The sequence below is a fragment of the Ensifer sp. genome (assembly GCF_035999185.1).
Lineage (GTDB): Bacteria > Pseudomonadota > Alphaproteobacteria > Rhizobiales > Rhizobiaceae > Ensifer.
In genome coordinates this window covers 67,569-93,263 of sequence record NZ_DASYHB010000132.1, presented here as the reverse complement: position 1 = coordinate 93,263, position 25,695 = coordinate 67,569, and the positions used below count along the sequence as shown (strand labels likewise).

The 25,695-nt window shown below is 63.7% G+C and carries 19 protein-coding genes; 6 read left to right on the top strand and 13 right to left on the bottom strand.

Annotation, left to right across the window (positions count from 1 at the left end):
* Window positions 1-14: 14 nt before the first annotated feature.
* The 5 genes from VGO04_RS17390 to VGO04_RS17370 form a co-directional block, all read right to left on the bottom strand.
* On the bottom strand, window positions 15-1,724 hold the full coding sequence (locus VGO04_RS17390) for an iron ABC transporter permease (protein WP_327497221.1): 1,710 nt from the start codon (window positions 1,722-1,724) through the stop codon (window positions 15-17).
* Between the two features lie 122 nt (window positions 1,725-1,846).
* Complete coding sequence (locus VGO04_RS17385; RefSeq protein WP_327497220.1) at window positions 1,847-3,166, bottom strand: ABC transporter substrate-binding protein; 1,320 nt, start codon at window positions 3,164-3,166, stop codon at window positions 1,847-1,849.
* A gap of 158 nt (window positions 3,167-3,324) precedes the next feature.
* Window positions 3,325-4,665 carry a sigma-54 dependent transcriptional regulator gene (locus tag VGO04_RS17380; RefSeq protein WP_327497219.1) on the bottom strand — a complete coding sequence of 447 codons (1,341 nt, stop codon included), beginning with the start codon at window positions 4,663-4,665 and terminating at the stop codon, window positions 3,325-3,327.
* Window positions 4,662-6,578 carry an ATP-binding protein gene (locus tag VGO04_RS17375; protein ID WP_327497218.1) on the bottom strand — a complete coding sequence of 639 codons (1,917 nt, stop codon included), beginning with the start codon at window positions 6,576-6,578 and terminating at the stop codon, window positions 4,662-4,664. Before VGO04_RS17375 ends, VGO04_RS17380 begins: the two co-directional genes overlap by 4 nt.
* A complete protein-coding gene (locus VGO04_RS17370) occupies window positions 6,566-7,921 on the bottom strand; it encodes an ABC transporter substrate-binding protein (protein WP_327497217.1) in 1,356 nt (451 codons plus the stop codon). Before VGO04_RS17370 ends, VGO04_RS17375 begins: the two co-directional genes overlap by 13 nt.
* 514 nt (window positions 7,922-8,435) lie before the next feature.
* On the opposite strand from VGO04_RS17370, the gene VGO04_RS17365 reads away from it, so the two are divergent.
* Window positions 8,436-10,250 carry an ABC transporter ATP-binding protein gene (locus tag VGO04_RS17365; protein WP_327497216.1) on the top strand — a complete coding sequence of 605 codons (1,815 nt, stop codon included), beginning with the start codon at window positions 8,436-8,438 and terminating at the stop codon, window positions 10,248-10,250.
* 57 nt (window positions 10,251-10,307) lie between these two features.
* Here the strand turns inward: VGO04_RS17365 and VGO04_RS17360 are convergent, their stop codons facing one another.
* The 4 genes from VGO04_RS17360 to VGO04_RS17345 all read right to left on the bottom strand — a co-directional run bounded on the left by VGO04_RS17360 (window position 10,308) and on the right by VGO04_RS17345 (window position 14,927).
* Window positions 10,308-11,522 (bottom strand): TIGR03862 family flavoprotein, encoded by a 1,215-nt coding sequence (locus VGO04_RS17360; protein WP_327497215.1) that lies wholly within the window; start codon window positions 11,520-11,522, stop codon window positions 10,308-10,310.
* An 80-nt stretch (window positions 11,523-11,602) separates the two neighbouring features.
* Window positions 11,603-12,676: an amino acid ABC transporter permease gene (locus VGO04_RS17355; protein WP_327497214.1), complete on the bottom strand. Its 1,074-nt coding sequence runs from the start codon at window positions 12,674-12,676 to the stop codon at window positions 11,603-11,605.
* Window positions 12,673-13,863 (bottom strand): ABC transporter permease subunit, encoded by a 1,191-nt coding sequence (locus VGO04_RS17350; protein WP_327497213.1) that lies wholly within the window; start codon window positions 13,861-13,863, stop codon window positions 12,673-12,675. The genes VGO04_RS17355 and VGO04_RS17350 overlap by 4 nt, the downstream gene beginning before the upstream one ends.
* Before the next feature lie 20 nt (window positions 13,864-13,883).
* Complete coding sequence (locus VGO04_RS17345; RefSeq protein WP_327497212.1) at window positions 13,884-14,927, bottom strand: amino acid ABC transporter substrate-binding protein; 1,044 nt, start codon at window positions 14,925-14,927, stop codon at window positions 13,884-13,886.
* A 395-nt stretch (window positions 14,928-15,322) separates the two neighbouring features.
* Here VGO04_RS17345 and VGO04_RS17340 point away from each other — a divergent pair, with 395 nt between their 5' ends.
* Window positions 15,323-16,417: a DUF930 domain-containing protein gene (locus VGO04_RS17340; protein WP_327497211.1), complete on the top strand. Its 1,095-nt coding sequence runs from the start codon at window positions 15,323-15,325 to the stop codon at window positions 16,415-16,417.
* A 186-nt stretch (window positions 16,418-16,603) separates the two neighbouring features.
* Here the strand turns inward: VGO04_RS17340 and VGO04_RS17335 are convergent, their stop codons facing one another.
* Window positions 16,604-17,806 (bottom strand): MFS transporter, encoded by a 1,203-nt coding sequence (locus VGO04_RS17335; protein WP_327497210.1) that lies wholly within the window; start codon window positions 17,804-17,806, stop codon window positions 16,604-16,606.
* Between the two features lie 108 nt (window positions 17,807-17,914).
* On the opposite strand from VGO04_RS17335, the gene VGO04_RS17330 reads away from it, so the two are divergent.
* Window positions 17,915-18,853 (top strand): AraC family transcriptional regulator, encoded by a 939-nt coding sequence (locus VGO04_RS17330; protein ID WP_327497209.1) that lies wholly within the window; start codon window positions 17,915-17,917, stop codon window positions 18,851-18,853.
* A gap of 21 nt (window positions 18,854-18,874) precedes the next feature.
* Here the strand turns inward: VGO04_RS17330 and VGO04_RS17325 are convergent, their stop codons facing one another.
* The gene (locus VGO04_RS17325; protein WP_327497208.1) at window positions 18,875-21,673 is read right to left on the bottom strand and encodes an autotransporter domain-containing protein; all 2,799 of its coding nucleotides are present in this window, start codon (window positions 21,671-21,673) and stop codon (window positions 18,875-18,877) included.
* A gap of 205 nt (window positions 21,674-21,878) precedes the next feature.
* Window positions 21,879-22,082 carry a hypothetical protein gene (locus VGO04_RS32975; protein ID WP_414650559.1) on the bottom strand — a complete coding sequence of 68 codons (204 nt, stop codon included), beginning with the start codon at window positions 22,080-22,082 and terminating at the stop codon, window positions 21,879-21,881.
* 277 nt (window positions 22,083-22,359) lie between these two features.
* On the opposite strand from VGO04_RS32975, the gene VGO04_RS17315 reads away from it, so the two are divergent.
* From VGO04_RS17315 to VGO04_RS17305, 3 genes are all read left to right on the top strand, one after another.
* Entirely contained in the window at window positions 22,360-23,418 is a 1,059-nt protein-coding gene (locus tag VGO04_RS17315; RefSeq protein ID WP_327497207.1) for a P1 family peptidase, read from the top strand.
* A gap of 66 nt (window positions 23,419-23,484) precedes the next feature.
* On the top strand, window positions 23,485-24,351 hold the full coding sequence (locus tag VGO04_RS17310) for a D-amino-acid transaminase (protein ID WP_327497206.1): 867 nt from the start codon (window positions 23,485-23,487) through the stop codon (window positions 24,349-24,351).
* A gap of 38 nt (window positions 24,352-24,389) precedes the next feature.
* A complete protein-coding gene (locus VGO04_RS17305; protein ID WP_327497205.1) occupies window positions 24,390-24,731 on the top strand; it encodes an immunity protein Imm33 domain-containing protein in 342 nt (113 codons plus the stop codon).
* On the opposite strand, the gene VGO04_RS17300 is transcribed toward VGO04_RS17305, so the two are convergent.
* Window positions 24,728-25,627, bottom strand: coding sequence for a LysR family transcriptional regulator (locus VGO04_RS17300; protein WP_327497204.1), 900 nt, complete (start codon window positions 25,625-25,627; stop codon window positions 24,728-24,730). The genes VGO04_RS17305 and VGO04_RS17300 overlap by 4 nt on opposite strands.
* Between the last annotated feature and the right edge of the window lie 68 nt (window positions 25,628-25,695).

Here is a 25,695-nt window from a genome sequence, read left to right as displayed (position 1 = left end):
TGTTTCCTCCCGAATTATTTGGCCGTCCCGAGCGCCTTCTGGCGGCGCTCGATGACGTAGTGGGACAGAAGCGTGCAGAGCGCGACCATGATCACGGCGATGACGCCGAGGGCTGCGCCCGGACCGCGACCGGCCGGCGATTGCATGAAGACATAGAGACCGTAGGCAATCGGCGCGTCCGAATTGCTCTGGATCAGCATCAGCGTCGCCGAGAGTTCGACGGCGGCCGTCGAGAAGCTGGTGACGAAGCCTGCAAGCAGACCGCCGGTCATCAGCGGCAGGACGATGCGGCGGATGGTCCGCTGCTTGGTCGCGCCGAGGTTTTCGGCAGCCTCTTCGAGCGATTCCGACACCTGCTGCAGGGCGGCGTAGCAGGCCCTCAGCGCATAGGGCAGGCGGCGGATGGCAAGCGCCAGCACCACCATGACCCAGAGGGTTGCAAGCGGCGTGCCGTCGGGCAGGGTGATGCCGTAGAAGGTGCGGAGATAGCCGATGCCGAGCACGACGCCGGGGATGGCGAGAGCTGCGGTGGCCGCCCAGTCGAGCCAGCGACGGCCGATGACCTTGGTGCGCAGCACCAGATAGGCGATGGCGCCGCCGATGACCACGTCGATCAGGCCGGCAAGGCTGGCATAGATCAGCGTGTTCTTGATGTAGAGCGAACTTTCGCCGAAGACCCGGCCGTAATGCGCGACGGTATAGGCGTCGGGCATCGGGCTGAACGACCAGACGGTTGCGAAGGAGAGCAGCAGCAGGCCGATATGCGGTGACAGCACCAAGAGCAGGATGAGTGCAACGACACCATAGGCAACGACGCTCTCGCCACGGCTGAGCTTGCGCCTGGAAAGACCGCCGCCGCCGCGCTGGACGGTCGAATAATCCTTGCCGCGCATGGCGACGGCCGAAAGCCACATGGCGAAGATCGAGACGGCAATCAGGATGACGGATATGACGTAGCCCATCGGGTCGGTGAGGCCGACCGAGGTGACGCGCAGATAGGCCTGCGGCGCCAGCATGTCCTTGACGTTGAGGAGCAGCGGCGTCGCCAGATCGTCGAAGACCTTGACGAAGACCAGCGAGGCGCCGGCGAGATAGCCGGGCATGGCGAGCGGAAAGACGATGCGGCGGAACAGGCGAAAGCCGGAGGAACCGAGGTTCTGGGCCGCTTCTTCCATCGACCGGTCGATGTTGCGCAGGCTGGTCGACAGGTTAATCAGGATGAAGGGGAAATAGTGCAGCGACTGCACGAAGATGACGCCGTTCAGCCCCTCCATGAACGGGATGCGGATGCCGAACCAGTCGTTCAAGAGCAGGTTCACCGTGCCGTTGCGGCCAAAGAGAAGCTGCATCGCCACGGCGCCGACGAAGGGTGGCATGATCAGCGGCACGAAGCCGAGGGTCTGGATGATCAGCGATCCGCGGAAGTCGAAGCGGGTGGTGAGTACCGCAAGCGGCAGCGCGATGGCGCTCGCCCAGACGACCGACATGCCGGAGACATAGACCGAGTTGAAGAAGGATCGGCGGAAGAGGTCGGTGTTGAAGAAGTCGATGAAGTTGACGATGGTGAGGGCGCCGGTGCCCTTCTCGGTGAAGGCGGTGTAGATCACCGTGCCAGCGGGGATGACAAGAAAGATTGCCAGGAACAGGGCGATCACCGAGACCGCCAGGATCTGGCCTGGTTTGGCCGCAGCGGGCCTGATGGGAACGGAAGCGACGAGCGCCATGGGGCAGACTCCGGAATGAGTTCGGCCAGCCCGGCGCGCGAGGCGCGCGCCAGGGTCGGCGGGAGCTTTAAAGGTCAGGGAGCAAGACCGCCCGCGATAGGGCGGACGGTCTCTGTCGCCGGTTAGTCGACGAGGTTCAGGGCTTCATCAGCCTTGGCCTTGGCGGCGGCATATTTTTCCGTCGCGAAGGCAGCCCACTTCTGCTCCAGTTCCGCCTGGCGAGCGGTCTTGTCCTCGCCACCGGTAAAGGCGTCACGGGTCTCCTTGCTCGCGGCTTCCTCCGCCGTGATCGGCATGGCGGCGATCAGAGCCTTGGCTTCGTCGAGAAGCGCACGGGCGGCCGGCTGTTCGTTGGCGGCGAGCGCCTTTTCGGCCGCATGGATCGCCTGGGTGGCACCCTTGAGGTTTTCGAGCTGGAAGGAGATGAGCTGATCGAACAGCGTGTCGACGACATCCGTGCGCTTCTTCGAGACGTCGCTGTCAAAGGTGATCATCGACTGGAAGCGCGGATCCTTGAAGGGGTTCGGGAAGCCTTCGGGTGCCTTGGCGTAAAGTGCCGGGTTGATCGGCAGGCGACGGATCGCCGGCTCGAGCAGAACTTCCTGGCCCTTTTCCGACAGGATGTAATTGACGAAGGCCTCGGCACCCGCCTGGTTCGGGGCGTTGGCGACGATGCCGATATTGGCCGGCACAACCGTCGTCACCGACGGATAGGCGAAGCTCACCGGGAAGCCGCTCGCCTGGGCCGAGAAAGCGAAGAAGTCGATGACGATGCCGATGCCCGTCTGGCCGGAATTGACTGCATCCGGAACGCCGAAGGAGCGTTCGGTCACCTGCTGCAGATTGCCGCCAATGCCCTTGAGCGTGCCCCAGCCCTTGTCCCAGCCTTCGCCCTGCAGGATCGTCTCGATCGTCAGATGCGTGGTGCCGGAGCGCGACGGTGCGGCGATCGCGACATGGTCGAAATATTCGGGCTTGGCGAGGTCGCCCCACTCGGCCGGCTTCGGCAGGTTGTTGGCTTCCAGATAGCGGTCGTTCGACATGATGCCGTAGCCCGACGCGGCAAAGCCGAAGTAGAAGCCGTCCGGATCGTTTACGGGGTACGAGCCGACCTTTTCCGGAAGCCCGGTCACCGACGGGGTAAACTTGGCGAGCAGTTCCTTGCTCTTCAGGCTGTCGAAGGCATCAGGCGCCGACGCCCAGAACAGGTCGACCTGATTGTTGACCTTGGTCTCATCGATGTACTTCACGCCCGAGCTGGTGCTCTTGTTCTGGACGTCGAGGGTGAAGCCGGGATTGGCGGCCTCGAAGCCGGCCTTGAACGGATCGGTCACGTCCTTGGAGAACGAGGTGACGATCGTCACCTTGCCGCCGTCCTGAGCATGCGCCGTCACGATGATGGCAGCCGACATCAGCATCGCTGCTGCGATGGTTTTCAACATAGGTATCTCCTCCCAATAGGCCGCCGGTTCTTGGCGGCTGACCTATTGAGAGCAAGGCCCGTGCCAGATCGGAAATCCCGTAAAACCGGGCGTTCTCGCGCCGGGATGGGAAAGAAAGGTAACATCGGGGCCGGCGAGCTGGGGTCAAAAGGGTAACATCACCCGTCGTCGCCGTCGCTGCGGGCGTCGATGTCGAATTTGCGCATTTTCAGATAAAGCGTTTTGCGGGAGATGCCGAGCGCGTCGGCGGTCGCCCCGATGCGACCATCGTTTGCGGCGAGGCTGTTGACGAGAATGGTTCGCTCCAGCCGATCCATCTGCGCTTCCAGTGTATCATCGCTCGACGTGACCGCATCGGCGCCGGTGCGCTCTTCGAGCCCGAGCACGAAGCGCTCGGCGACATTGCGCAGTTCGCGCACGTTTCCCGGCCAAAGCCGGGCGTTGAGGTCGGCGAGATGATCCGCGCCGACCGGCGGCGGAGTGCGCCCCTGGCGCTTGGCGGCCAGACCGAGGAAATGCTGGAACAGGAGGCCGACATCGCCCTTGCGGCGCGCGAGCGGCGGCAGTTCGACCCGGGCGATATCGAGGCGGTAGGCAAGGTCCCCGCGAAACTCTCCGCGCCGCGCCGCATCGTGCAGATCGGCCTTGGTCGCCGCCACGACGCAGATGTTGACCGGCAGTTCGACATTCGAGCCGAGGCGTTCGATGACACGCTCCTGCAGCACGCGCAGCAGCCGAACCTGCGCTGCGATCGGCATGGACTCGATCTCGTCGAGAAACAGCGTGCCGCCGTCGGCATATTCGATCTTGCCGATGCGTTTATCCCGCGCACCGGTGAAGGCGCCCGCCTCATGGCCGAAAAGCTCGGATTCAAGCATGGTTTCGGGAATGGCGCCGCAGTTGACGGCGACGAAGCGACCCTTGCGGCCGCTGAAATCGTGCAGCGCCCTTGCCGTCACTTCCTTGCCGGTGCCGGTGTCGCCGATGATCAGCACATCGGCTGAGGCTGCCGCGATGCGCTGCAGCTTCTCGCGCAGTGCCACCATCGGCGCCGAATGGCCAATCAGCCGTGTCTCCCATCCATCCTTGTCGACCGAGAGCCGCAACCGCCGGTTTTCGAGCAACAGCCGCCGGTGGTCGCGGGCGCGGCGCGCCGTTTCGATCAGATGCACGGGGTCGGCGGGCTTTTCGAGGAAGTCCCAGGCCCCCTCGCGCATTGCCCTCAGCGCCATCGGGATGTCGCCATGCCCGGACATGAGGATGATCGGGATGTCGGGGTCGATCTTGCGCACGGCTGCAACCAGATCGAAGCCGTCATGGCCGGGCATGCGCACGTCGGAAACGATCACGGTTTGGCTGTCGGCGCGAAGGCCGGAAAGTGCAGAGGCGACGGAGCCGTGCGGGGCGACGCTGAAGTCCTCGAGTTCCAGCACCTGGCAACAGGCTTCCAGCACGCTCGCGTCGTCGTCGATCAGGATGATGTCCGCTTCCGGTCTCATTCCGGTCCTTTCAGGGATACGAGGAATCGTGTGCCGGCGGGGCCGGTGTCGAGGACGGCGATGTCACCGCCGAAATCCTTGACGATGTTGTAGGAGATCGACAGGCCGAGACCGAGACCCGAGCCGACAGGCTTGGTCGTGAAGAATGGGTCGAACACGGTGCCGATGTCCCCCGGCGCAATGCCGTGGCCGGTGTCAGCGACAACAAGCCGGGCGGTCCCAGCCGATGTCTCGACCGCGACGCCGACGCGCCGAGTCTCTCGGCCGGTGACGGCATCAAGCGCGTTGCCTATGAGGTTGACGGCGACCTGTTCCAGCCGTACCGGCTCGGCCATCACGAGCACGATACCACTCTCCGGCAGGGCGAGTTCGAGCTCGACCGCCTCCTCCTCGAAGCGGTGTTCGAGCAGGCTCAGTGCGTCGCGGACCGCGGCGGCAAGATCGACCGGCCGCAACTGTGCGTCCGGGCGCCGGGCGAAGCGTCGGATATGGCTGATCTGGTCGGCCATGCGCCCGGTCAGCCCCTTCATCTTCTCGAGGTTGTTGACCGCCTGATCGCCCTTTCCGCGGCCGATGAGCGTCGTGGCGCTATGGATGTGGGCTCGAAGGGCTGCCAGCGGCTGGTTGAGTTCGTGGCCGATGCCGGCCGCCATCTGGCCGAGCGCGGCAAGCTTGGCCGACTGGACCAGCTCATCGCGGGTCTGGCGAAAGAGCGTCAGCGCGCGGGAAAGGTCGCCAAGTTCGTCGGCTTCCGGCGGCGGAATTGGGGCGGTCGGCCGGCCGCCGCTGATCGCGCCTGCAGCCGAAGCCAGAAGCCGAATGCGGGCAATCAGATTGCGGTGGACATAGAAGTAGCCAATCGCAGTCGCGACCAGGATCGAGAGGATGGCGATCGCCACCAACAGGCTGCGTCCGGTTTCGATCGCGGCGGCCGCGCGTCGGGCAGCGTCGGCGGCGCTCGCCTCGATCGCGACCACTTCCGTCTCGATCCTTCGTCCCAATGCGTCCACCAGCCGGCTGTTTTCGACGGCAAGCTCGCTGAGGGTCACTGCCTGCCGCATCTCGGAGCGCTTGCGATTGGGTATGCCGGTCGATGCGTTGGACTGGTCAAGGATGCGTCGCGCCAGCTGCCGCACGGTAATGCTGTCGGGCCATCCATCGAGCGAGCTGATGCGGTTTGCCAGCTCATCGGCGCTGTCGCCGAGGAAGGCGTTGGTTTCCTGCATTTCCTCGTTGGTGGTGGCATTGACCAGGCGGCCGATCAGACCCGTAGCAAGATTGGCCTGGGACACGACGGTCAGAAGCGCCTCGCTTTTCTGCTGTTCGGCAAGGGCTGCCGCCCCTTCGCCCTTGCGCGTCTCCGTCTCGATGTTGAAGCGGATATCGTCGACGAGCGGGTCGGCCTCCTCCAAGAGGTCGGTCTGAACCCAGCGCAATTCGTCGATGTCGGACCGCATGGCCTCGCGCAGGGTGAAGCGCTTGCCGGCGGCAAGGTCTATCTTGTTGAGGTTCGCTGCAATCTCTTCGGCAAGCGGCAACAGGGCGGCGGTGCTGGACTGGGCGGCATTTTCTTCCAGCAGCGCCCGCAGGGTGGCGAGGCGACTGGTATAGGTGCTGCGGATTTCGTTGTACTCAGCGCGGCTTTCGGCGCCGGCAAGCACCGATGTCACCGAGCCGATATCAGCGCCGGCCTTCGACAGCCGCGAGGCGAAGGCGAGCTGCGGCATCTGCTCGTCCGTCATGCGCGACAGTTCACCCGACAGCCGCTCGTAGGAAAGCCAGCCGACGATGCAGGCTACGACTGCAAAACCGACGATCGCGACGAAGGCAAGCGCGAGGCGGGCGCCGATGCCGAAGCGCCATCGCGCCTGCGGCGCAGAGGTGTCGACCGTCGCCTCCATCACTGCCGCCATGGGTGCAGGCTGACGCCGCCGCCGGGGCGGACGGTCGAGGACAGCAGTCCCTCCGCTTCGCCAAGGTTCTGTTCGATTTTCGCGCGCAGACTGTTGGCCAGGGCCGTATGCGCTGGCGAGCGCGCGACGCCGCGCGGCCATTCCCCCTGCAGCCCCACGGCCACGTTCTCGACCTCACGTGCCGAGAGCGGCGGCGTCGACAGCAGGCGTTTGGCCCGTGCCAGCATGCTCAGCCGTTGAGCGTCCTTGATCCCCATCGCCTCCAGGTCCGCGACCCTCTTCCACAGGCGGGCGAGCGTCGCCCGGCGGCGCACGATATAGTCGTCGAAGATCAGATTGACGAGCCCGTATCTGCGCGCCGACAGAGCGGCGTCAAAGCCGCTCGATTTCAGAAGGCTGTCGCCGTCCTCACGTGGCAAGAGACCACTGTTGAGCGCCGGATTGACGGGGATGCGGGCGATTGCCGGCGAAAGGAGAAGCTTCTGCCCGGCCTCGGACAGCACGAAATCGACGAAACGCTCGGAGGCGGGAACATTGCGCGAGCGGGCGAGAATGGCGATGCTTGCGGGGACGAAGACCGTATCGGGCGGCAGGACGAAGATGTTGCCGGCGCGCGTGAACTCCGGCGTGCTGGCCAGGAAATCGATCGTGATGCCGATGCTGAATCGGCGCTGAGCAACGCCGGACGCGACACCGAAGCTTCGGGCGGTGACCGTCGACAGGTTGCCACCAAGCTGCGACAGCATCGCCCAGCCTTCCTCCCACCCATAGGTTTGCAGGAGAGCCTCGACGATCAGGTGGGTCGTGCCCGAACGCGACGGCGTGGTGATGCCGATCTGGCCGGAATAGACGGGATCGAGCAGGTCCTGCCAATGCTTGGGCGCCGGCAAGCTGTTCCGGGCAAGATGGGAAGGGTTGTAGACGAAACCGTAACCGGACAGAGCGAAGCCGAGATAGTAGCCTTCCGGGTCATTGACCGGATAGCCGAATACCCTGACCGGCGCACCAGTGTCGCGCGGAGCGATCGGGCGCAGGCTGCCGTTGCGCTTGAGAAGCTCGAACGCGTCGGCGGCCGAGGCCCAGAAGACATCCGCCTGCACGTCCTCCTTCTCGATGACGAAACGGCTGGCGCTTGCCGTGTTGCGCTGAATGATCGAGATCCGGATGTCCGGATTGGCGGTTTCGAACGCGGCGCGGAACGGTTCGAAAAACGACGGCGGATAGGACGTGACGATGACGAGCGTCTGCTTTTCGGCTGCGCGCGCCGCGGCCGCCGTCATCCCAAGGACGAGCAGGATCAGCGGCAGCATCGCCGCGGCAATCAAGAACCGGAATCGCGTCAAGTCACTCCCACCGCGCTTGTCCGTCCGATCGTTGTCGGTCCGGATTTCCGCGGCTCCTCCCAAAGTCGTCGCCGTTTCGCGGCCTGTCGCGGTCGGTGATCGTGGCGGCACTTTCTACGAAGAGAGCGCAGCCGTAAACCCCACCGACACGTCTGGCGACTGTTGCAAACAGGTCGCAGCCGCGACGATTGGCGACATGGCAAGATTTCTGCACTTGGCGGTTGCGTGCGATTCGCCTATAGCTCGTCTTCCGGCAACCAATTAGGGAGGTTTCAAAAGATGCCAGCTTTTTCTTTCTCCCTACGGGGCGGCGTACAGTTCTGAGCTGGACGCAGAAGGGCGCTTTCGCCTTTCCGTCTTTTCCAGGTCGGAGTTCGTCTCACTGACCTTGGCCCTTCCTCCCCGGAGGACGCTGCCAAACCCATGATGCCGCATCGGAAGCTGGGTTCCTTTTTTCGGCATAATCCGTTCTGAAATCGTTTTGAGGCCGATGCGTGCGCATCGGGCAAATAATATGGCTTTTATACGTTTCGACCTGCGCGGCGGCGCATTCCGCAGCGTTCTCGGTTTTACTTTTGACCACTGGAAAGGGCAGCCGCTGCGGATCACGGTGATCCTCGGCATGGTGCTGCTTTCGACGCTCGCCGACGTGCTGACGCCGCTCTATTCCGGCCGGCTCGTCGACGCGGTCGTTTCGGGTGCGGCAACCGATCAGCTTGCCTGGGATGCGGCGATTGCTGCTTTCTGGATGCTGATGGCGCTTTCTCTCGGCGCGATCCTGTTCAGGCACTTCATCTTCCTCGGCGTCACCGATCTGACGCTGAAGATGATGGCCGACATCGCATCGGCCGCCTTCTACCGCATCCAGCGCTTCTCGACCGACTGGCACGCCAACAGCTTTGCCGGCTCGACGGTGCGCAAGGTGACCCGCGGCATGTGGGCGCTCGACCTGTTGAACGACACGCTGCTCGTGGCACTGTTCCCGTCGGTGGTGATGCTCGTCGGCTCCACCGTGCTGATGGCGCTCTACTGGCCGATGATGGGCGTCATCATCGGGGTCGGATCGATCGTCTTCATCGTGGTGACGATCCTGTTGTCGCTCGGATACGTCGCGCCGATGGCGAGCCTCGCCAACCGTTGGGACACCAAGCTCGGCGGCGCGCTCGCTGACGCGGTGAGCTGCAACATCGTGGTCAAGGGATTTGGCGCGGAAAAGCGCGAAGATGCGCGGCTCGCCAAGGTGCTCGCCAAATGGCGGGACCGCACGCGCCGCACCTGGATCCGCGGCACGACCAACGGCACGACGCAAGGGACGATGCTGCTGATCCTCAGGGCGGCGGTGATCGGCTTTGCGCTATTGTTGTGGTCGCGCGGGCAGGCAACGGCGGGTGACATCACCTTCGTGCTCACCTCGTTCTTCATCCTGCAGGGTTACCTGCGTGAAGTCGGGCAGCACATCCGCAACCTGCAGCGCTCGATCAACGACATGGAAGAGCTCGTCGATATCCATGGCCAGTCGCTCGGCATCGAGGACAAGGCGGACGCCAAGCCGATCCGGATCACCGACGGCCGCATCGAGTTCAAGGACGTGACGTTCCACTATGGTGCGCACCGCAAGCCGCTCTATGACCGGTTTTCGGTAACGATCCGGGAGGGCGAGCGCGTTGGTCTCGTCGGGCATTCGGGTTCGGGCAAGACGACCTTCGTCAAGCTGATCCAGCGCCTGCACGACCTGAAGTCCGGGCAGATCCGGATCGACGGACAGGACATCGCATCTGTGGCACAGACGTCGCTGCGCCAGCAGATTGCAATCGTTCAGCAGGAGCCGATCCTGTTCCACCGTTCTCTCTCGGAAAACATCGCCTATGCGCGGCCGGAGGCCACGCAAAGCGAGATCGAGAAGGCGGCAAAGCTTGCAAGCGCCCACGACTTCATCACGGCGTTGCCGAAAGGCTATGGCACGCTGGTGGGGGAACGGGGCGTCAAGCTTTCGGGCGGCGAGCGCCAGCGCATCGCGATCGCGCGTGCCTTCCTGGCGGATGCACCGATCCTGATCCTCGACGAGGCGACATCGAGCCTGGATTCGGAATCGGAGGTCTTGATCCAGCAGGCGATGGAACGGTTGATGCTCGGTCGCACGACGCTGGTCATCGCCCACCGCCTTTCGACGGTCCGGGCGCTCGACCGGCTGCTGGTCTTCGATCATGGCCGGATCGCCGAGGAGGGCACGCACGACGCGCTGATCCGTCTCGACGGCGGCATCTACCGCGGTCTCTTCGAGCGCCAGGCGCTGGAGCTGACCAAGGGGCTGGTGCTGAACGACCAGTAACCGGCGCGCTCTGCCAAATGACACCAATCGCCGCGCTCGACAGGAGCGCGGCGATTTCTATTTCCGATTATCGAGCCAGCGGTTGATGCCGTGTGCAGCGGCGCGGCCCGTGGCAAAGCAGGCGGTCAGCAGATAGCCGCCCGTCGGCGCCTCCCAGTCGATCATTTCACCGGCGACGAAGGTGCCGGGCAAGGCCTTCAGCATGTAGTCGTCATCGATCGCGTCCCATGCCACCCCGCCAGCGGAAGAAATTGCTTCGGCGATCGGGCGAGGACGGGCGAGCGGTATCGGCAGGGCCTTGATCAGGGCAGCCAACTCCGTCGGGTTCATGCGGGGAGCCTCGGGGAAAAGTTCGCGCAGCAGGGCCGCTTTCACGCCCTCCAGCCCGGCGCCCTTGCGAAGGCGGTTGGAAAAGCTGGTCTTTTTGTCGAGCCGACCGAGATCTTTCATCAGCCGCGCGGCATTACGGCCGGGAGCAAGATCAATCACCAACGCGGCGTCCTTGCCGTCGAGCAGGCGGTCTCTGAGAGCGGCGGCGTGGGCGTAGACAAGGCTGCCTTCGATGCCGGTCTTGCTGACGACGAACTCACCGGGCAGGGTGCCAACCTCTGAGGTCGCGGTGACCCCCTTGAGCGGGGCGCCGGCGAAACGGTCGCGGAAGGTCTCGCTCCATTCGACGTCGAAGCCGCAATTGGCGGGCTGCAAATCGGCAACGGCAACACCTTTGTCCTTGAGCCACGGGAGCCAGGCGGCATCCGAGCCGAGGCGCGGGTAGCTGGCGCCGCCGAGCGCCAGCAGAGTGGTGTCGGCCTTGATGTGCTTGGTGCCATCCGGTGTCTCGAAGACGAGCGCGCCGCCATCGAACCCTGTCCAGCGATGTCGCGTCAGGACCTTGATCCCGCGGGCTTCCAGAGCCCTCAGCCAGGCGCGCAGAAGAGGCGAGGCCTTCATCACTTCGGGGAAGACCCGGCCCGACGAGCCGACGAACGTCTCTGTGCCAAGCGCTCTTGCCCACAGTCTGACATCGTCGGGCGTAAAGGCATCGAGTGCCGCACGTAGTCGAGGAGACGCATCGCCGAAACGCTTGGCAAAGGTGGCATAATCTTCGGAATGGGTGATGTTGAGGCCCGACTTGCCGGCAAGCAGGAACTTGCGCGCGACCGTCGGCATGCTGTCATAAACGGTGATCGCATGGCCTTGTTCTGCCAACACCTCGGCTGCCATCAGGCCGCTTGGCCCGCCACCGATGATGGCGATGTTCTTTTGTCCCATGCGTTTGCCCGGTCACCGTTTTCGCGTCGCCGCACTCTTGGCCCGGCGACGCACGGCGCGCAACCCCGTTCAATGCGTGCCTAGCGGCGATCGGCGCCATTCAGTCTCCTTTCGAGCCACAGGCTGTAGCGCGACCCCGTGAAGCAGATTGTGAAGTAGACCAGCGCCGCAAAGATGTAGGCCTCGCTGTAAAAGCCGAGCCAGTTGGGGTCGGTCGCCGAGGTCTTGGCAGCGTTCAAGAGATCGTAGATGCCAATGACGGCAAGAAGCGACGTGTTGAGCACGATGCCGATCGACAGGTTGACGATCGCCGGGATAACGGCTGTGAGCGCCTGCGGCAGCACGACCAGCCGCAGCATCTGGACCCGGCTTAGCCCCAGCGATAGCGCCGCCTCTTTCTGGCCCGCGGGAATGACCTGCAGCCCGGCACGGATCACTTCGGCGAGATAGGCCGAGAAGAACAGGGTGACGCCGATTTGTGCGCGCAGCAGCTTGTCAATCGCGGCCCCGCTCGGCAGCGCCATGGGCACAATCAGCATCGCTACGTAGAGCACAGCGATCATCGGCACGCCGCGCAGCACTTCGATGAAAGTGATGGCGAGCGATCGCAGGATGCCCATCTTGGACTGGCGGGCGAGCGCCAGCAAAAGGGCAATCGGGAAGGCAAAGGCAAGACCGGCGATCGAGACGGCAAGTGTGATCGGCAACCCGCCCCAATGGTTGGTCGAGACCGGCTCCATGCCCGCCGCGCCGGCCATCAGCGCCCAGCTTCCGGCAAGCACGGCCAACCACAGTGGGACGAGCCGAAAGCTCCAGAAACGGGGAAGGGCCGACACTGCGAGCAACGCCAGAATGGCGAGGACGACCAGTGCCGGGCGCCACTGCAGCACCGGAGGAAAAAAGGCAAACAGCATGAAACGCAGCTTGGCGCCGACAAAGGCCCAGCAGGCACCGGCCGTATCCTGCGCGCAGTCGGCTGCGGAGCCGGTCCAAACCGCATCGATTGTGGCCCAGCGAACAAAGGGAAGAAGCAGCCACAGGATCGCAGCGAGTGTCACGAGCGTCACAAGACCGTTGGCCCAGCCGCTGAACAGACCCTGGCGCCAGCGCTGCCAGTCCGGTGCGACCGGTGGGGCGAGTTCGATCTGGCTCACTTTCGACCTTCCCCGCGCAGCACGACGCGCCGGTTGTAGAGGTTCATGGCGGCGGAGACCGCAAGGCTGATCGTCAGGTAGACGGCGCCGATGATGATGATCGCCTCCAGTGCCTGGCCGGTCGTGTTGGCGGTTGTGTTGGCAACGCTGACGAGATCCGGATAGCCGATCGCCACCGCCAGGCTCGAATTCTTGGTCAGATCCAGGAAGCTTGAGATCATCAGCGGTGTGATGACGCGCAGCGCCTGCGGCAGCACGACAAGCCGCAGGATCTGAGCGGGCTTCAGGCCCAGCGCCCGTGCCGCTTCCCATTGCCCCGACTTCACCGACTGGATGCCACTGCGCACTATCTCCGATATCGAGGCGGAGGCATTGACGACGAGGCCGATCAGCAGGGCGGCGAATTCCGGTGTCAGCGACAGCCCGCCGCGAATGTTGAAGCCACCCTTGGCCGGGATCTCGACAGAGGCGCTGAAGCCGAGCGAAACGAGCACGAGGTAACAGAGCGCCATTGCGCCGATCACGGCGCCGGCGGCCTTGGGTAGAGAATAGGTTGATCCGCCAAGCAAGCGTCGGGAGATGAGGAGAGCGCCCAAGCCGGCAAGCAAAACCATGGGCAGCCAGATTACCGCCGGCAAGCCGTCGACCGAGACGGCAGGCAGATAGACCCCGCGATTGCTGAGAAAGATGCTGTCCGCGAACGAATAGGCGCCGCGCGGCGGCGGCAGGGCGTGCACGATGGCGCTCCACAGGAACAGTTGCAGCAGCAGTGGCGTGTTGCGCAGTAGCTCGACATAGGCGTGGACGAAGCTCGCCAGCAGCAGATTGCCCGAGAGCCGGGCAATGCCGAGCGCGACCCCGAGCAGAGTTGCGAGCAGGCAGCCGAAAATTGCGATCTTGACCGTGTTGGCGATGCCGGCGGCGAGCGCGCGGGCATAGCTGTCACCGGCGGAATAGGAGAGCAGGCTCTCCCCGATCTCGAAATTTGCCTGATGGGTGAGAAAGCCGAAGCCCGGCGTCAGCCCCATCCGATGCATGCTGTCGGCGGTATTTTGGCCGAGAAAGGCGAAAAGCATGAGCAGGCCGATGAAGACGAGGCCCTGCTGCAGTGGCCGCGGCCCGACCCAGGAGCGCAGGCGCGAGACAAGTCCGGGCCCCGAAGGGCCCGGTTGGAGGTGGCGTGTCATGGGAAAATCCACGAACCGGCTCAACGGAACGGCGGCGAATAGAGCAGGCCGCCCGCTGTCCAGGGCTGGTTGTAGCCGCGCTCGAAGTTAAGGGCCGTGCCCTTGCCGACATTGCGCTCGAAGATTTCGCCGTAGTTGCCGACCGTCTTGACGATGTTGTAGGCGAACTTCGGATCGAGCCCGATGGCTTCGCCGAGCGACGGGTCGACGCCGAGGAAGCGCTTGATCGCCGGGTCCTCGCTCTTCAGGAACGTGTCGACATTGTCCTTGGTGATACCGAATTCTTCAGCCTGGATCGTCGCGTAGACCGTCCAGTTGACGATTTCGAGCCACTGGTCGTCGCCGGCGCGGATCGCCGGTGCCAAGGGCTCCTTCGACAGGCGTTCCGGCAGAAGCACGTAGTCATCGGGCTTGGAAAGTTGGGTGCGCTTGGCGGCAAGGTCGGTCGCGTCCTGCGTCAGCGCATCGACGCGGCCAGAGTCCAGCGCCTTCAGGAACTCGCCGGTCTCTTCGATCGTGACCGGCGTGAAGGCCTTGCCGGTCTTGCGGAAGAAGTCGGCGATATTGAGTTCGCCGGTCGTGCCGCTCTGGACGCCGATCGTGGCGCCGTCGAGTTCCTCGCCCTTGCTGACGCCGAGGTCCTTGCGCACCAGCAGGCCCTGGCCGTCGTAGAAGACGATGGGGCCGAAATGGAAGCCGAGCTTGAAGGCGCGGCTCACCGTCTGGGTGACGCCCGAAAGCAGGATGTCGAACTCGCCCGATTGCAGCGCCGGCAGGCGCTGCTGCGGCGAGGAGTTGGTGAACTCGACCTTTTCGGCGTCGTTGAACACGGTGATGGCGATGGCTCGGCCGAAATCGACGAAGAAGCCCTGCCAGCGGCCGCTGCTGTCGGGCGAGAAGAATCCCGGCGTGGTGCCGACACCGACCTTGATGACGCCGCGCGCCTTGATCTTGTCGAGCGTTTCGCCGGCAAGCGCTGACGTGGCGATAAGGCCAGCCGCCAGCGCTGCCGTTGCGGCAAAGGCCTTTGTGAAAAGTTTTCGGTGAGTAGAATTTCGCTGCATGAAAGGCCCCCAAGCCAAAGAAGAATGTCATTGCGCATCACCGGCAGAGCCGTTCGAGGCGTGATGGAATAATTAAATCTATAGAAATTATATAATAGGTATGATCGTGCGAAATTGGCGCTTGGCGCGAAACAGATTTCGCCGCCTCGTTTTTGCCGAGAACGTTTTTGACAAGCAGGTGGTTGGTTCGAAGCACGGCGACCCGACGCGCCGCCGGGTTGTACCCGGTCCTGACCGAGAGCGGCACGGGCTCTGCAAGCCGATCGTCCTTGAGGGCTTCCCCTCTTGTTGAGTTCGGCGGAAGTTCCTAGGTTCCGCGCGTCTGTTGGGTTATCTCCTTGGCGATGCAGCTCTTTGCGGGAAAATGGCGGGAACGGTTAGGATGGGGCGCGCCGGTGTCGGTCGCCTTGCATCTCGTCGTCGCCTTCTTCCTGCTGTTCGATCTGCCGCTGGAACTGCCGAAGCCGCCGAAGGAGCAGTCGGTCAACGTCGAGCTCGTGCCGCCCCCGCCGGAGGCGAAGGAGGAAAAAAAGGCCGAGCAGAAACAGGCCGAGCAGAAGAAGGCGGGGCCCAAAAAAGGCGAAGAGAAAAAGGCGGACCAGCCGAAGCCGCAGCCCAAACCCAAAGCCGAGCCCAAACCGGAGCCAAAGCCACAGCCACAGCCGAAGGCAGATCCGAAGCCGCAACCCAAGCCGGCGCCGCAGCTGCCACAGTCCTTCGCCTCGGCCATGGCCAAGACCAAGCAGGACAACAAGGAGGCTGAGTTGCCGCCGGCCGCCAGGGACACGGAGAAAAAGACCGAGCCGTCCCGGCCGGAAAAGGCCGTGGACGACAAGGCAAAGCCTGCGGACGAGCCGGCAAAGGTGGCCCCGGCTGAGAAAAAAGAACCGGTGAAAGAGCCGAAACCCCTGTCGACCCTTGCCGTGCCGGCAAAGTCACCTGACAACGCCACGCTTAAGGCGGATGAAAAGGCCGCGGCGACGGTGGCCGAGGCCAAGCCTGAACCAAAAGAAGCGCCTGAAGCGAAAGAGCAGACCATTAAGTCGCAACAGGAGGCTGCAAAGGCAAAACCGACCGATGCCGCAGCGAAGGTCGAACTCAAGCCGGTTCCGAGCAAGATGACCGAAGCAAAGGAACTCTACTCGGCAAAGTCGATCGCCGACCCACGTGTGAAACAGGCGCTGATCAACCTGCCGGTCAAGCGGCGCATTCTGCAGCTCTGCAATCTCGAGGCGCTCGAGCAAATCCGCAGCCAACGACCGGATAGCCCGCCGGAGGGGTTGGTGCCTTTCGGGCCGAGAGGCGGCTTCATCTCGAAGAACCGGATGGACGCCAGCGGAGGTGCCTATCAGCACAAGTCGAATTGGTACGACGTCGACTTCAAATGCGTCGTCAACGAAGAGGCGACGGAAGTGACCTCCTTCAGCATCGCCATCGGGGGCCAAGTGCCGAAGGCAACCTGGAAAGAGCGAAGGCTTCCGGCGAATTGATCTCTTGCTGCATAGGCAGCGCGGCGTTGGTCTTGCCTCATGCCGCAGCCGGCCCGCGCCTTCGTGCAACGCTTGTCGCCAGACATCGCCGATCGCTGCGCCGTTTGGAAACCTTTGCCTGCCGGACCCATTCGAGCCCGGCAGGCGCTGATGCGAGTTGCCACTCTCACACCGATCCTAGGTATGTTACTCCGCAGCCTGCAGCGTCCGCTCCCGGTAGACGGAAACCAGGGAGGTTCCGAGCATCGCGGCGACTGCAGCAAAGAGGAAGACGCCCGCCGGTCCCTGCAGTTCGACGAGAAGGCCGCCGAGGATGGCACCGGTGGAAATCGCGATCTGGAAGGTGGTGAGCGTTGCAGCACCTGCACCTTCGGCCTCGTCACCGGCCGCACGGCTCAGGAACGACTGGACGCTGACCGGCAGTGCGCCGAAGGCAAAGCCCCAGGCAGTGACGGCAGCGATGGCGACGGCCGGCAGTGCGCCTGCCAGAGCCAGCGTCAGGGTGGTGACCGCGACGCCGGCTGCAGCCGACATCATCGCCAATCGGGTGCTACGCTCGGCAAGGAAACCACCGGCAATGTTGCCGAAGAAGCCGCCGATGCCGAAGGCAAGCAGGATGGCGGTGATTCCTTCGACGCCGAACTGGGGCACCTGCTCAAGGAAGGGGCGAACGTAGGTGAAGCCGGCGAAATGGCCGGTGACGACCAAAAGGATCGTCGCAAGCCCGAGCCGGATCGCCGGGCGCTTCAGGACGTTGAGGATCGTGTCGAGGCCAGTCGTCCCGACGGGAGGAAGCCGCGGAACGGTCAGCGCCTGCACGATGAAGGTGACGATGCCGACGGCGGCGGCAAGCAGGAAGGCGTAGCGCCAGCCGAGCGTCGCGCCGATCCAGGCGCCGACCGGGGCAGCGCAGACAGTGGCGATCGACACGCCCGACATGATGATGGCCATCGCCCGCGGCATCAGCCGGCCGGGAACAAGCCGCATGGCAAGCGCAAGCGAGAGCGCCCAGAAACCGCCAAGGCCGATCCCGAGCAGGAAGCGTGCCGCAAGCAGCATCGGCAAGCTGGAGGCGAAGCCGGCGATCAAACTCGAAACGACCAGCAGGGCCGTCAGTGTGAGGAGAACCGTGCGCCGGTCGAAACGCCCGGTGTAGACGACGATCGCGGGGCCGGCGATGGCCGCAACCACCGCCGTTGTGGTGACCGACTGGCCGGCCGCGCCGACGGTCACGCCGAGGTCGGCGGACATCGGCGTCAGCAGGCTTGCCGGCAGAAACTCCGCCGTGACCAGGCCGAAAACCCCGAGCGACAGGGACACGACGGCCGCCCAGAGCGGCTTTTCGCGTTCATCCGCCTGTCCCGTGGGCTTGGCGACAATACCATCCATGACTTTCATCTCCATTGCATGTGGTGATGAAAATATGCATGGCGAACTGGAGTTTCTATGCTAGAAAATCCAAAACACTGTGCCGATTATCCAAAGATGGAATACCGGATGACTGATGCGCTAACCGAAATCCTGCGCGGCCTGAGGCTCGATGGTGTCGAATATGGGCGCTGCCAGCCGTGTGCGCCATGGGCGACCTCCTATCCCGAGCAGGAACCGGCGCGATTTCATTTTCTGGCGTCCGGTTCCGCCCATTTGCAATCGCCGGATGGTTCGTGGATGGAGTTGACGCCTGGAGACGCCGTGCTGCTGCCACGGGGCGACGCCCATGTGCTTGCGAGCAAGCCGGGGCTGCCTGCCATCTCGATTCGCGACCTGCCGAAACGCCAGTTGTGCGACGGCATTGTCGATGTGCAGTGCCCCAATTCGGACAGCCAGAACCTCCTGTTCTTCGCTGTCATGCAGTTCAACGTCGACAGGCTGCATCCGCTGTTGCAACTGATGCCGTCGGTCATGCGCACCAGCGATCTTGCAAAGAGCGAGCCGTCGATACCGTCGCTGCTCGATACCATGACGCGCGAGGCGGCAATGCAACGCGTCGGCTCGGGTGGTATCCTGGCGCGCCTCGCCGACGTTTTGACCGCGACGATCATCCGCGCCTGGGTGGAGCATGGCTGCGGCACGGCGACCGGCTGGCTGGCGGCCGTGCGGCATCCGGAGGTTGGCCGTGTGCTGGCCGCCATCCATCTCGACCCGACCAAGGATTGGTCGGTGCCGGAACTGGCAAAGCTCATGGGCGCGTCGCGCTCCGGTTTCGCCCAGCGCTTCGCCGATACGGTCGGCGAGACGCCGGCGCGCTACGTCGCCCGTATGCGCATGCACCAGGCGCATCAGTGGCTGCGGGAAGGCAAGCGTGTGGCCCACGTCGCCAATCGCCTCGGTTATGATTCCGAGGCTTCGTTCAGCCGTGCCTTCCGCAAGATCATGGGCGCGCCGCCAAGCCATTCGCGCAGCCTGACGATGTCACCGGATCAACTGGCATCGTGATCCGCCTACGGGCTTGAAGCATCAGAACTTGACGGTGAGATCGGCTCTGACGCCGTGATCGCGCGCCGCCGACGCGACCTGTCCCTGATAGGCGACGCCGAGCGTTGCGGTCGGCGTAAGAGCGAAATCGACGCCCGCCTCGAGGACGGCGCTGTCGCGCGCGATCGGTGCGCCGCCCACGGAAAAGGCCTCGCTACCGGAGAAGGCCTGGGCAAGGTTGGGGGTGACGTCGCCATAGGCACGCCGCCAGCCGACGAGGCCGCGTGCCGTCGCCTTCGTGATGCCAAGCTCGAAACCGGTCGAGGCGCGCAGCCCGATCGTCGTGAAGGTCATGTCGCTGGAGCCGCCGTGGACGGTGAGTGCGGCCGCGCCGCCTTTCTCGGTGAAACCGTCCGTGCGCACATTGACGTGGGCGAGGTTGGCAAAAGGTTCGAAGGCGAGATCGCCGGCTTCAATCCCATAGCCGAACTCCGCGAACATCTGCGTGGTGCCGGCGCGGTAGTCCGCAGTCAGGCTGTCGATGAAGACCGGCGATACGAGTTGCCGGCTGCTGTCGATCTCGCTCCAGGTATAGGCAAGGCCGGATCGGAACGACAGGGCGCCCCACGTCGTGCCGCCATAGACCCCGAGATGATAGTTGTCGCTCGATGCATCGGAGCGGCGGTCGTCGGCCTTGAAACTGGAATGGCTGTAGCCGCCAAGGAAGCCGAGCCTCCAGTCGCTGCCGATGACACCGTCAAGACCGGCGACGAAACCGCCAGTGGAACGCGACAACGCGGTTCCATGACCATCGCCGTCGGTATCCCCCCAGGACCCGAAGACCGAGCCCCAGGCACCCACGGTTTCGGCCGGGGAGATCGACGCCGTGATGATCTCGTCGGTCGTCACGATCGGCGGCGCCTTCGCGCCGACGGTTTCAAAGACTGAACGCAAACGGTCGTTCATCTGGTTGTCGATGAGCTGGCTGTTTTCGATGAGGCCCGTGACGGTCGAGCTGTGAACTTCGCCCGGCAACTGTCCGAAGAGGTCGGCGGCGGTGTAGCCGTCGAGGGTGACGGCGAGATCATGCAGTTCCCGGCCGATGCCGAGGCGCTCGATCGCCGAGGCTGCCGCCATGCCGTTGCCGGTCGTCGCCAGATCCGCAAAGGCAACGCCGTTGCGCGCCACATCGAGATAGACGGTATTCGGGTCGTAGGCGAGCGTGAGATCGAGGAAGGCATGACAGCCACAGTCATCGTCGAAGCGCCCCGTTACGCCGCCGAGGGCCGAAAGGATGGTGTGGCGCCCATCACCCCGGTAGTTTTCGGGCCTGACCCTGACGTCGACTGCACCGGCGATCTCCGCCCTGCCGGTGACGTCGAGCCGGCTCGTGCCGTCGGGCGCGTCGAGATTGACGAGGAACCACGCATCGCCGGCCTGGCGATAGTTGCCGTTTATGGCAAGAGCGCCGCCCTTGCGACCCCAACCGGGATTGACGGCGCCGTCGTTGACGACATCGCCGCGGATGGTGCCGTTGCCCGACAGCGTACCCTCGCCGCCAACGAAAGTCTGCGACGCTATGCTGCCGCCGATCGCCAGAACGCCGCCTTCGACATGTGTGTCGCCCTGATATGTGTTGTCTCCATGCAGGGTCAGGATCCCGCCACCCGACTTGATCAGGCCGCCCGCGCCGGTGATGTCGTTGGACCAGACGCTCTGGCCATCTTCGATTGTGACATGGAAATCACCCCAGTCGAACTTGCCGGGACCGCGCACCGCCCGTCCGGCGCTGACCATGCCATAGCCAAACACCGTATCGACGCCCGGGCTACCGTAGTCGGTGGCCGTGCCCAGCAAGACCTGCCTGATCTGAACCATGGTCATGTAGGGAAACGCCTGCGCGACCAGCGCTGCCGTCCCCGCGACGAACGGGGCGGCCAGCGATGTGCCTGTTTGCTTGGTGTATCCGCCGCCGGGAGTGGCGACGAGAATGTCGTCCGCATCTCCCACCCACACCCATTCGCTCTTGTCCTGATCCCATCGCCAACCGTCGGTGCCACCGGGGGCCGCAAGGCAAAAGTTCATGGCGACGCCGCACCTGTTCGACCAAGCAGGCATTTGCTGGGGGCCTGTCGCCACCACCGCGAGCCAACCATCCTCAAGCTCGGGAAAAAGGTGCGGAAGACCAGCCAGAACGGACGGCTGCGCATTGCCCTCGTTCATCGCTGAGAAGACGAGCAGCGCGCCCCGCGAAACGGCGTAGCGGTAGGTTGATAGATTTTCCTTGAGGTCTCTCTCGATCTCTTCGACGGTGACGTCGGCAATGAACCCTCCGCCATGGCTGTTGTTGAAAATCCGAACGCCTTGGTCGACAAGTTTGCGAATGCCATAGTTCGTGGCATCAAAATCGACATAGCCCGGGACATCCATTCCCCCCACGGAAACGATCGTCGCGCCGGGCGCAATGCCGTGCATGCCAACTCCGTCGCGATTGGCGGCGATGACAGACGCAACCGACGTACCGTGACCGTCAATGTCGCGATTCCATGGTTTTGCCGGATTATAGGTGATCCCCTCCGCATAGCGTCCGGCAAACTCCGGGTGGGTTATGTCGAGGCCGCTGTCGACCACGCCGACCTTGATGCCGCTGCCGTCGTAACCCAGCATGTAGGCATACTCGGCGTGGATCGCACTCAGCCCCCATTGCGCGTTGAATTCCGCTGTTCGCCAAGTCGCGGGATCACGGGGATCGCCGGCATCCTGCGCGATGACTATGGACGGCAAGGCTGTCGACAACAGGAGTGTGGCAACGTGAATGGCGCGACGACAGTTCTTTTCCAAGACGATTCCCCAAGGCCCTGCCTCGCGGCGCGTCCGTGGCGCAGGGTGCGGAAGGAAAACGGAAATTCACGACGTGGGCGGGCGAAAACTAGTCCGGCGGGCCGCTCTGGAAAATACGGCAGGTGCCGTATTTCGTCATGCGGATGCGGCCCCCTGTATGCCCTTTTTTCGCCGCAACGAGCGCTGGTCCGCTGCGCGACGATCTTCAGGATGATGGAGAACGTCGCTCGCGATCGAGGGCGGCTGCGCCATAGGGAGCGAGTGCTGCGGGCGAAAGATAGAAGTCGGAACCGATGATGTTGCCGACGACGAGCGTGGAGCAGGACCTGATACCGAGGCTCGGCCTTGTGGCCGCTTCGGGCGTTGCAAGCTCAGTTCTGCCGGAGCTTGTATCAAGCGGCTTCGTCATGGATGGGGAGCTCCCTTGCCAAGAACGAGGCGAACTTGTGAACAGTCTCTTATGGTTGCAACTGCTTTATTTCACTCGACTACCGTCGCCCTGTGATGATGCGTGGGTGCGGCGAACGATTTGCGAACGTATTGGTCAAGCGCGATCCCGGAGTTGCAGGCTTCTCATCAAACTATTCCATTTTTGCGATGCCGTTTTACCGCCGATGCAGGTAGGGTGCCTGCGACGAAATGACTGCTTCGTGACCGGGTGGGTCGGCTGAGAAAACGACGAAAAAATGATAAATATCAAACGTTTACGACTTAGAAGCCTCGGTTTTCAGCCGGGCGTTTATGCAACCGGTCCCCTGAACGCGATCACCGATGTGGAGGGTGTCGCGGTCGGTCATGTGACCGTCCTCGACGGAGACCGCATCCGCACCGGCGCGACCGCCATCCTGCCGCACGGCGGCAACCTTTTTCAGGACAAGGTGCCGGCCGCACTCGCCGTACTCAACGGCTTCGGCAAGTTTGCCGGTTCCACCCAGATAGAAGAGCTCGGCGAACTCGAAACGCCCGTCGTCCTCACCAATACGCTGGCAACCGGACGCGCCATCGAGGCGATCAACCGGTGGACGCTGGCGCAACCCGGCAACGAGAGGGTCGTGTCGCTGAACGCGGTCGTCGGCGAGACCAACGATTCCCGCCTCAACGACATTCGGGCCGGGCGGCCGACGATCGACGAGATCGGCGCAGCGCTGTCGGCTGCAAAGGTCGGCCCGGTTGAGGAAGGGGCGGTCGGTGCAGGAACGGGTACGGTTGCCTTCGGGCTCAAGGGCGGTATCGGTACGAGCTCGCGGCGCGTGAAGACGGCGGGCGAGGACTTTACCCTCGGCGTGCTGGTCCAATCCAATTATGGCGGCCGGCTCACCGTCTGCGGTCAGGCATACGAGGCACTGGCCACTCACGACAAGGACGGCTCGATCGTCATCATCATGGCGACGGATGCACCACTCTCGGCGCGCAACTTGAAGCGCCTTGCCGAGCGTGCGTTCGGAGGCCTGGCGCGCACAGGTGCGGCGCTCAGCAACGGTTCCGGTGACTATGCCCTTGCGTTTTCGACAGCGCCGTCTGTCCGTCGCACCAAGGCAAGGCGTGCAAAGATCGCCGAGTACCCCGACCTGCCGAACGACCTGATGTCGCCACTCTTCGAGGCCGCGATCGAGGCGACGGAAGAGGCGATCCTGAATTCGCTGACCATGGCGCAGACGACGCATGGCTTCAACGCGGCCAACGGCAAGCCAAGCACCGTTGAAGCGATATCGCTCGACCGGCTTCGCGCACTTGGTGAAGGCTGATCTTCTATCCGCGGGTCTTGCCGGGCATGATCCGCAACCTTGAAAATCCAAATCCCTGGAGTTCCCATGTCCCAGCCCCCCATTCGTACGGTCTATCTCAACGGGCAATTTCTGCCGGAGAACGAGGCACGCCTCTCGATCTTCGATCGCGGCTTCCTCTTCGGTGACGGCATCTACGAGGTGACGGCCGTGCTCGACGGCAAGCTGGTCGACAGCGCTCCGCACATGGCGCGGCTCGAGCGTTCGGCCCGTGAAATCGACGTGCCGTTGCCGGTGTCGACCGAGGAGATCGTCGCCGTCGAAAAGCGGCTGGTAGAGGAGAACGGCCTTGTCGAAGGCGTCGTCTATCTCCAGCTCACCCGCGGCGCCGAGGACCGGAACTTTCTGTTCTCGGACGATATCAAGCCGACGCTGCTGCTTTTTACCCAGGCAAAGACGCTGGTGAACGTGGCGACGGCTGAGAAAGGGCTTTCGATCGTTTCCGTTCCCGACCAGCGCTGGGCGCGCCGTGACATCAAGAGCGTGTGCCTGCTGCCGCAGGTTCTTGCCAAGCGAATCGCCAAGGCCGAGGGCTGCGACGAGGCCTGGATGATCGAAGACGGCTTTGTCACCGAAGGCGCGTCCTCCACCGCCTATATCATCACCGCGGACAACCGCGTCGTCACCCGCGGCAACAGCCAGGCGACGTTGCCGGGCTGCACGCGACTTGCAGCGCTCGAACTGGCCCGCGAACAGGGGCTGACGCTCGAGGAGCGACCGTTCACCCTGGACGAGGCACTCAACGCTCGCGAGGCCTGCCTGACGAGCGCTTCAAACTTCGTCGCGCCGATCACCCGCATCGACGGCAAGCCCATCGGATCGGGCGTGCCCGGACCGATCGTCAAGCGCCTGCGCGAGCTCTATCTGGAGCATGCGCGGCGGACGGCGATCTAGGCGGCGGCCGGTCTCCTGCCTTGGACGAGCGAGAATTGATGAAGGCTCAACGTGACGTCTGCCGGCGCTACGGCGCCGGGTTCGACGCGCCCGACATGTCTTGCAAGCTTGGTATTTCTGCCAGCGCGTTGCAGGGAAAACAGCCGCTGAACGGGCTGCGGCATCCGCCCGAAAACGGAACGAATGGCTGGTACATCTGGGGAGGTGAAGAACTATCGGCCGATCCCGATTTCTTCATGCCTCTCCATGGCCATCACTTGCAGGAGCTTTGTGTTTCTGTGCTGCCATATCTCGCCCTGCCGCCGGGCTGGCGTTTCCTGATCGCGCCTGACCATGAGGATGTCTGGTACGACGGTACGCTTCTCGCGCCGGCTGACTAGGACCCGGTCTCCAGGCTCTGCCAGACACGCCCGACGATCGGACGGCGGCTCTCCCTGGCGCGATAGAGCCGGATCTCGACGCTGATGTCCCAACGGGGCTCGGCGGCTCTCACCAGCGAACCGTTCGCCAGTTCGGCTGCCATCAGGCTCTCGGGCACCCAGGCGATGCCCCAGCCGGCATCGGCCATGGCCTTCAGCCCGACCGACATGCTGCCTTCGTGAACCCGCTCGGCCGACGGCAGGTCCGCGCCGATCAGATCGTCGAGGAGTTGCCCGAAGAAGGAGGACTTCTCGTAGCTCAGATGTGGGAAAGGTTCTCCGCCACCTTCAAGCAGGTGCATGGGCGCACCTGTCTTGCTGGCGGCCGAGACAGGAAGGATGCGTTCGTGCCCCAGCACGCGGTGCTCGAAGGCCTGCGGGTCGAGCAGGTGCGGGACCTGGGTATGGGCGTAGGTGAGCAGAAAATCGCATTCGCCGTCGACGAGCGAGTTGAGGTTTTCCTCCATGCTGCCGGAATCCGGACGAAGCCGCGAAAACAACGGTCCGACGCTTTCGTTGATGCGGGTCATCCAGTGTGGAAAGAAGGTGAAGGAGAGCGTGTGCAAAGCCGTCAGCGTGATCGTCCGGGCGTCAGAACCTTTCTCTTCCCGCAGATCGCGCCGTGCCTGGTAAAGCTGCTTCAGCGTAACCTGCGCCACCGGAACGAATTTCGCACCCGCCTCGGTCAAGCGCGAAGGGTAGGTTGCCCGATCGACCAGAGTTGCGCCCAGCCACGCTTCCAATTGTCTTATGCGGCGGCTGAAGGCCGATTGGGTCACGTGGCGCTCGTCCGCTGCCTTGGAGAAGTTCAGCGTGTTGGCGAGCGCCAGAAAGTCCTCAAGCCATTTGATTTCCACTGACGCGCTCCCATAGGGCTTGGTTCACGCCGCCATCCGCGGTGAGAAAGCCTCCTTTTAGGCAGTGC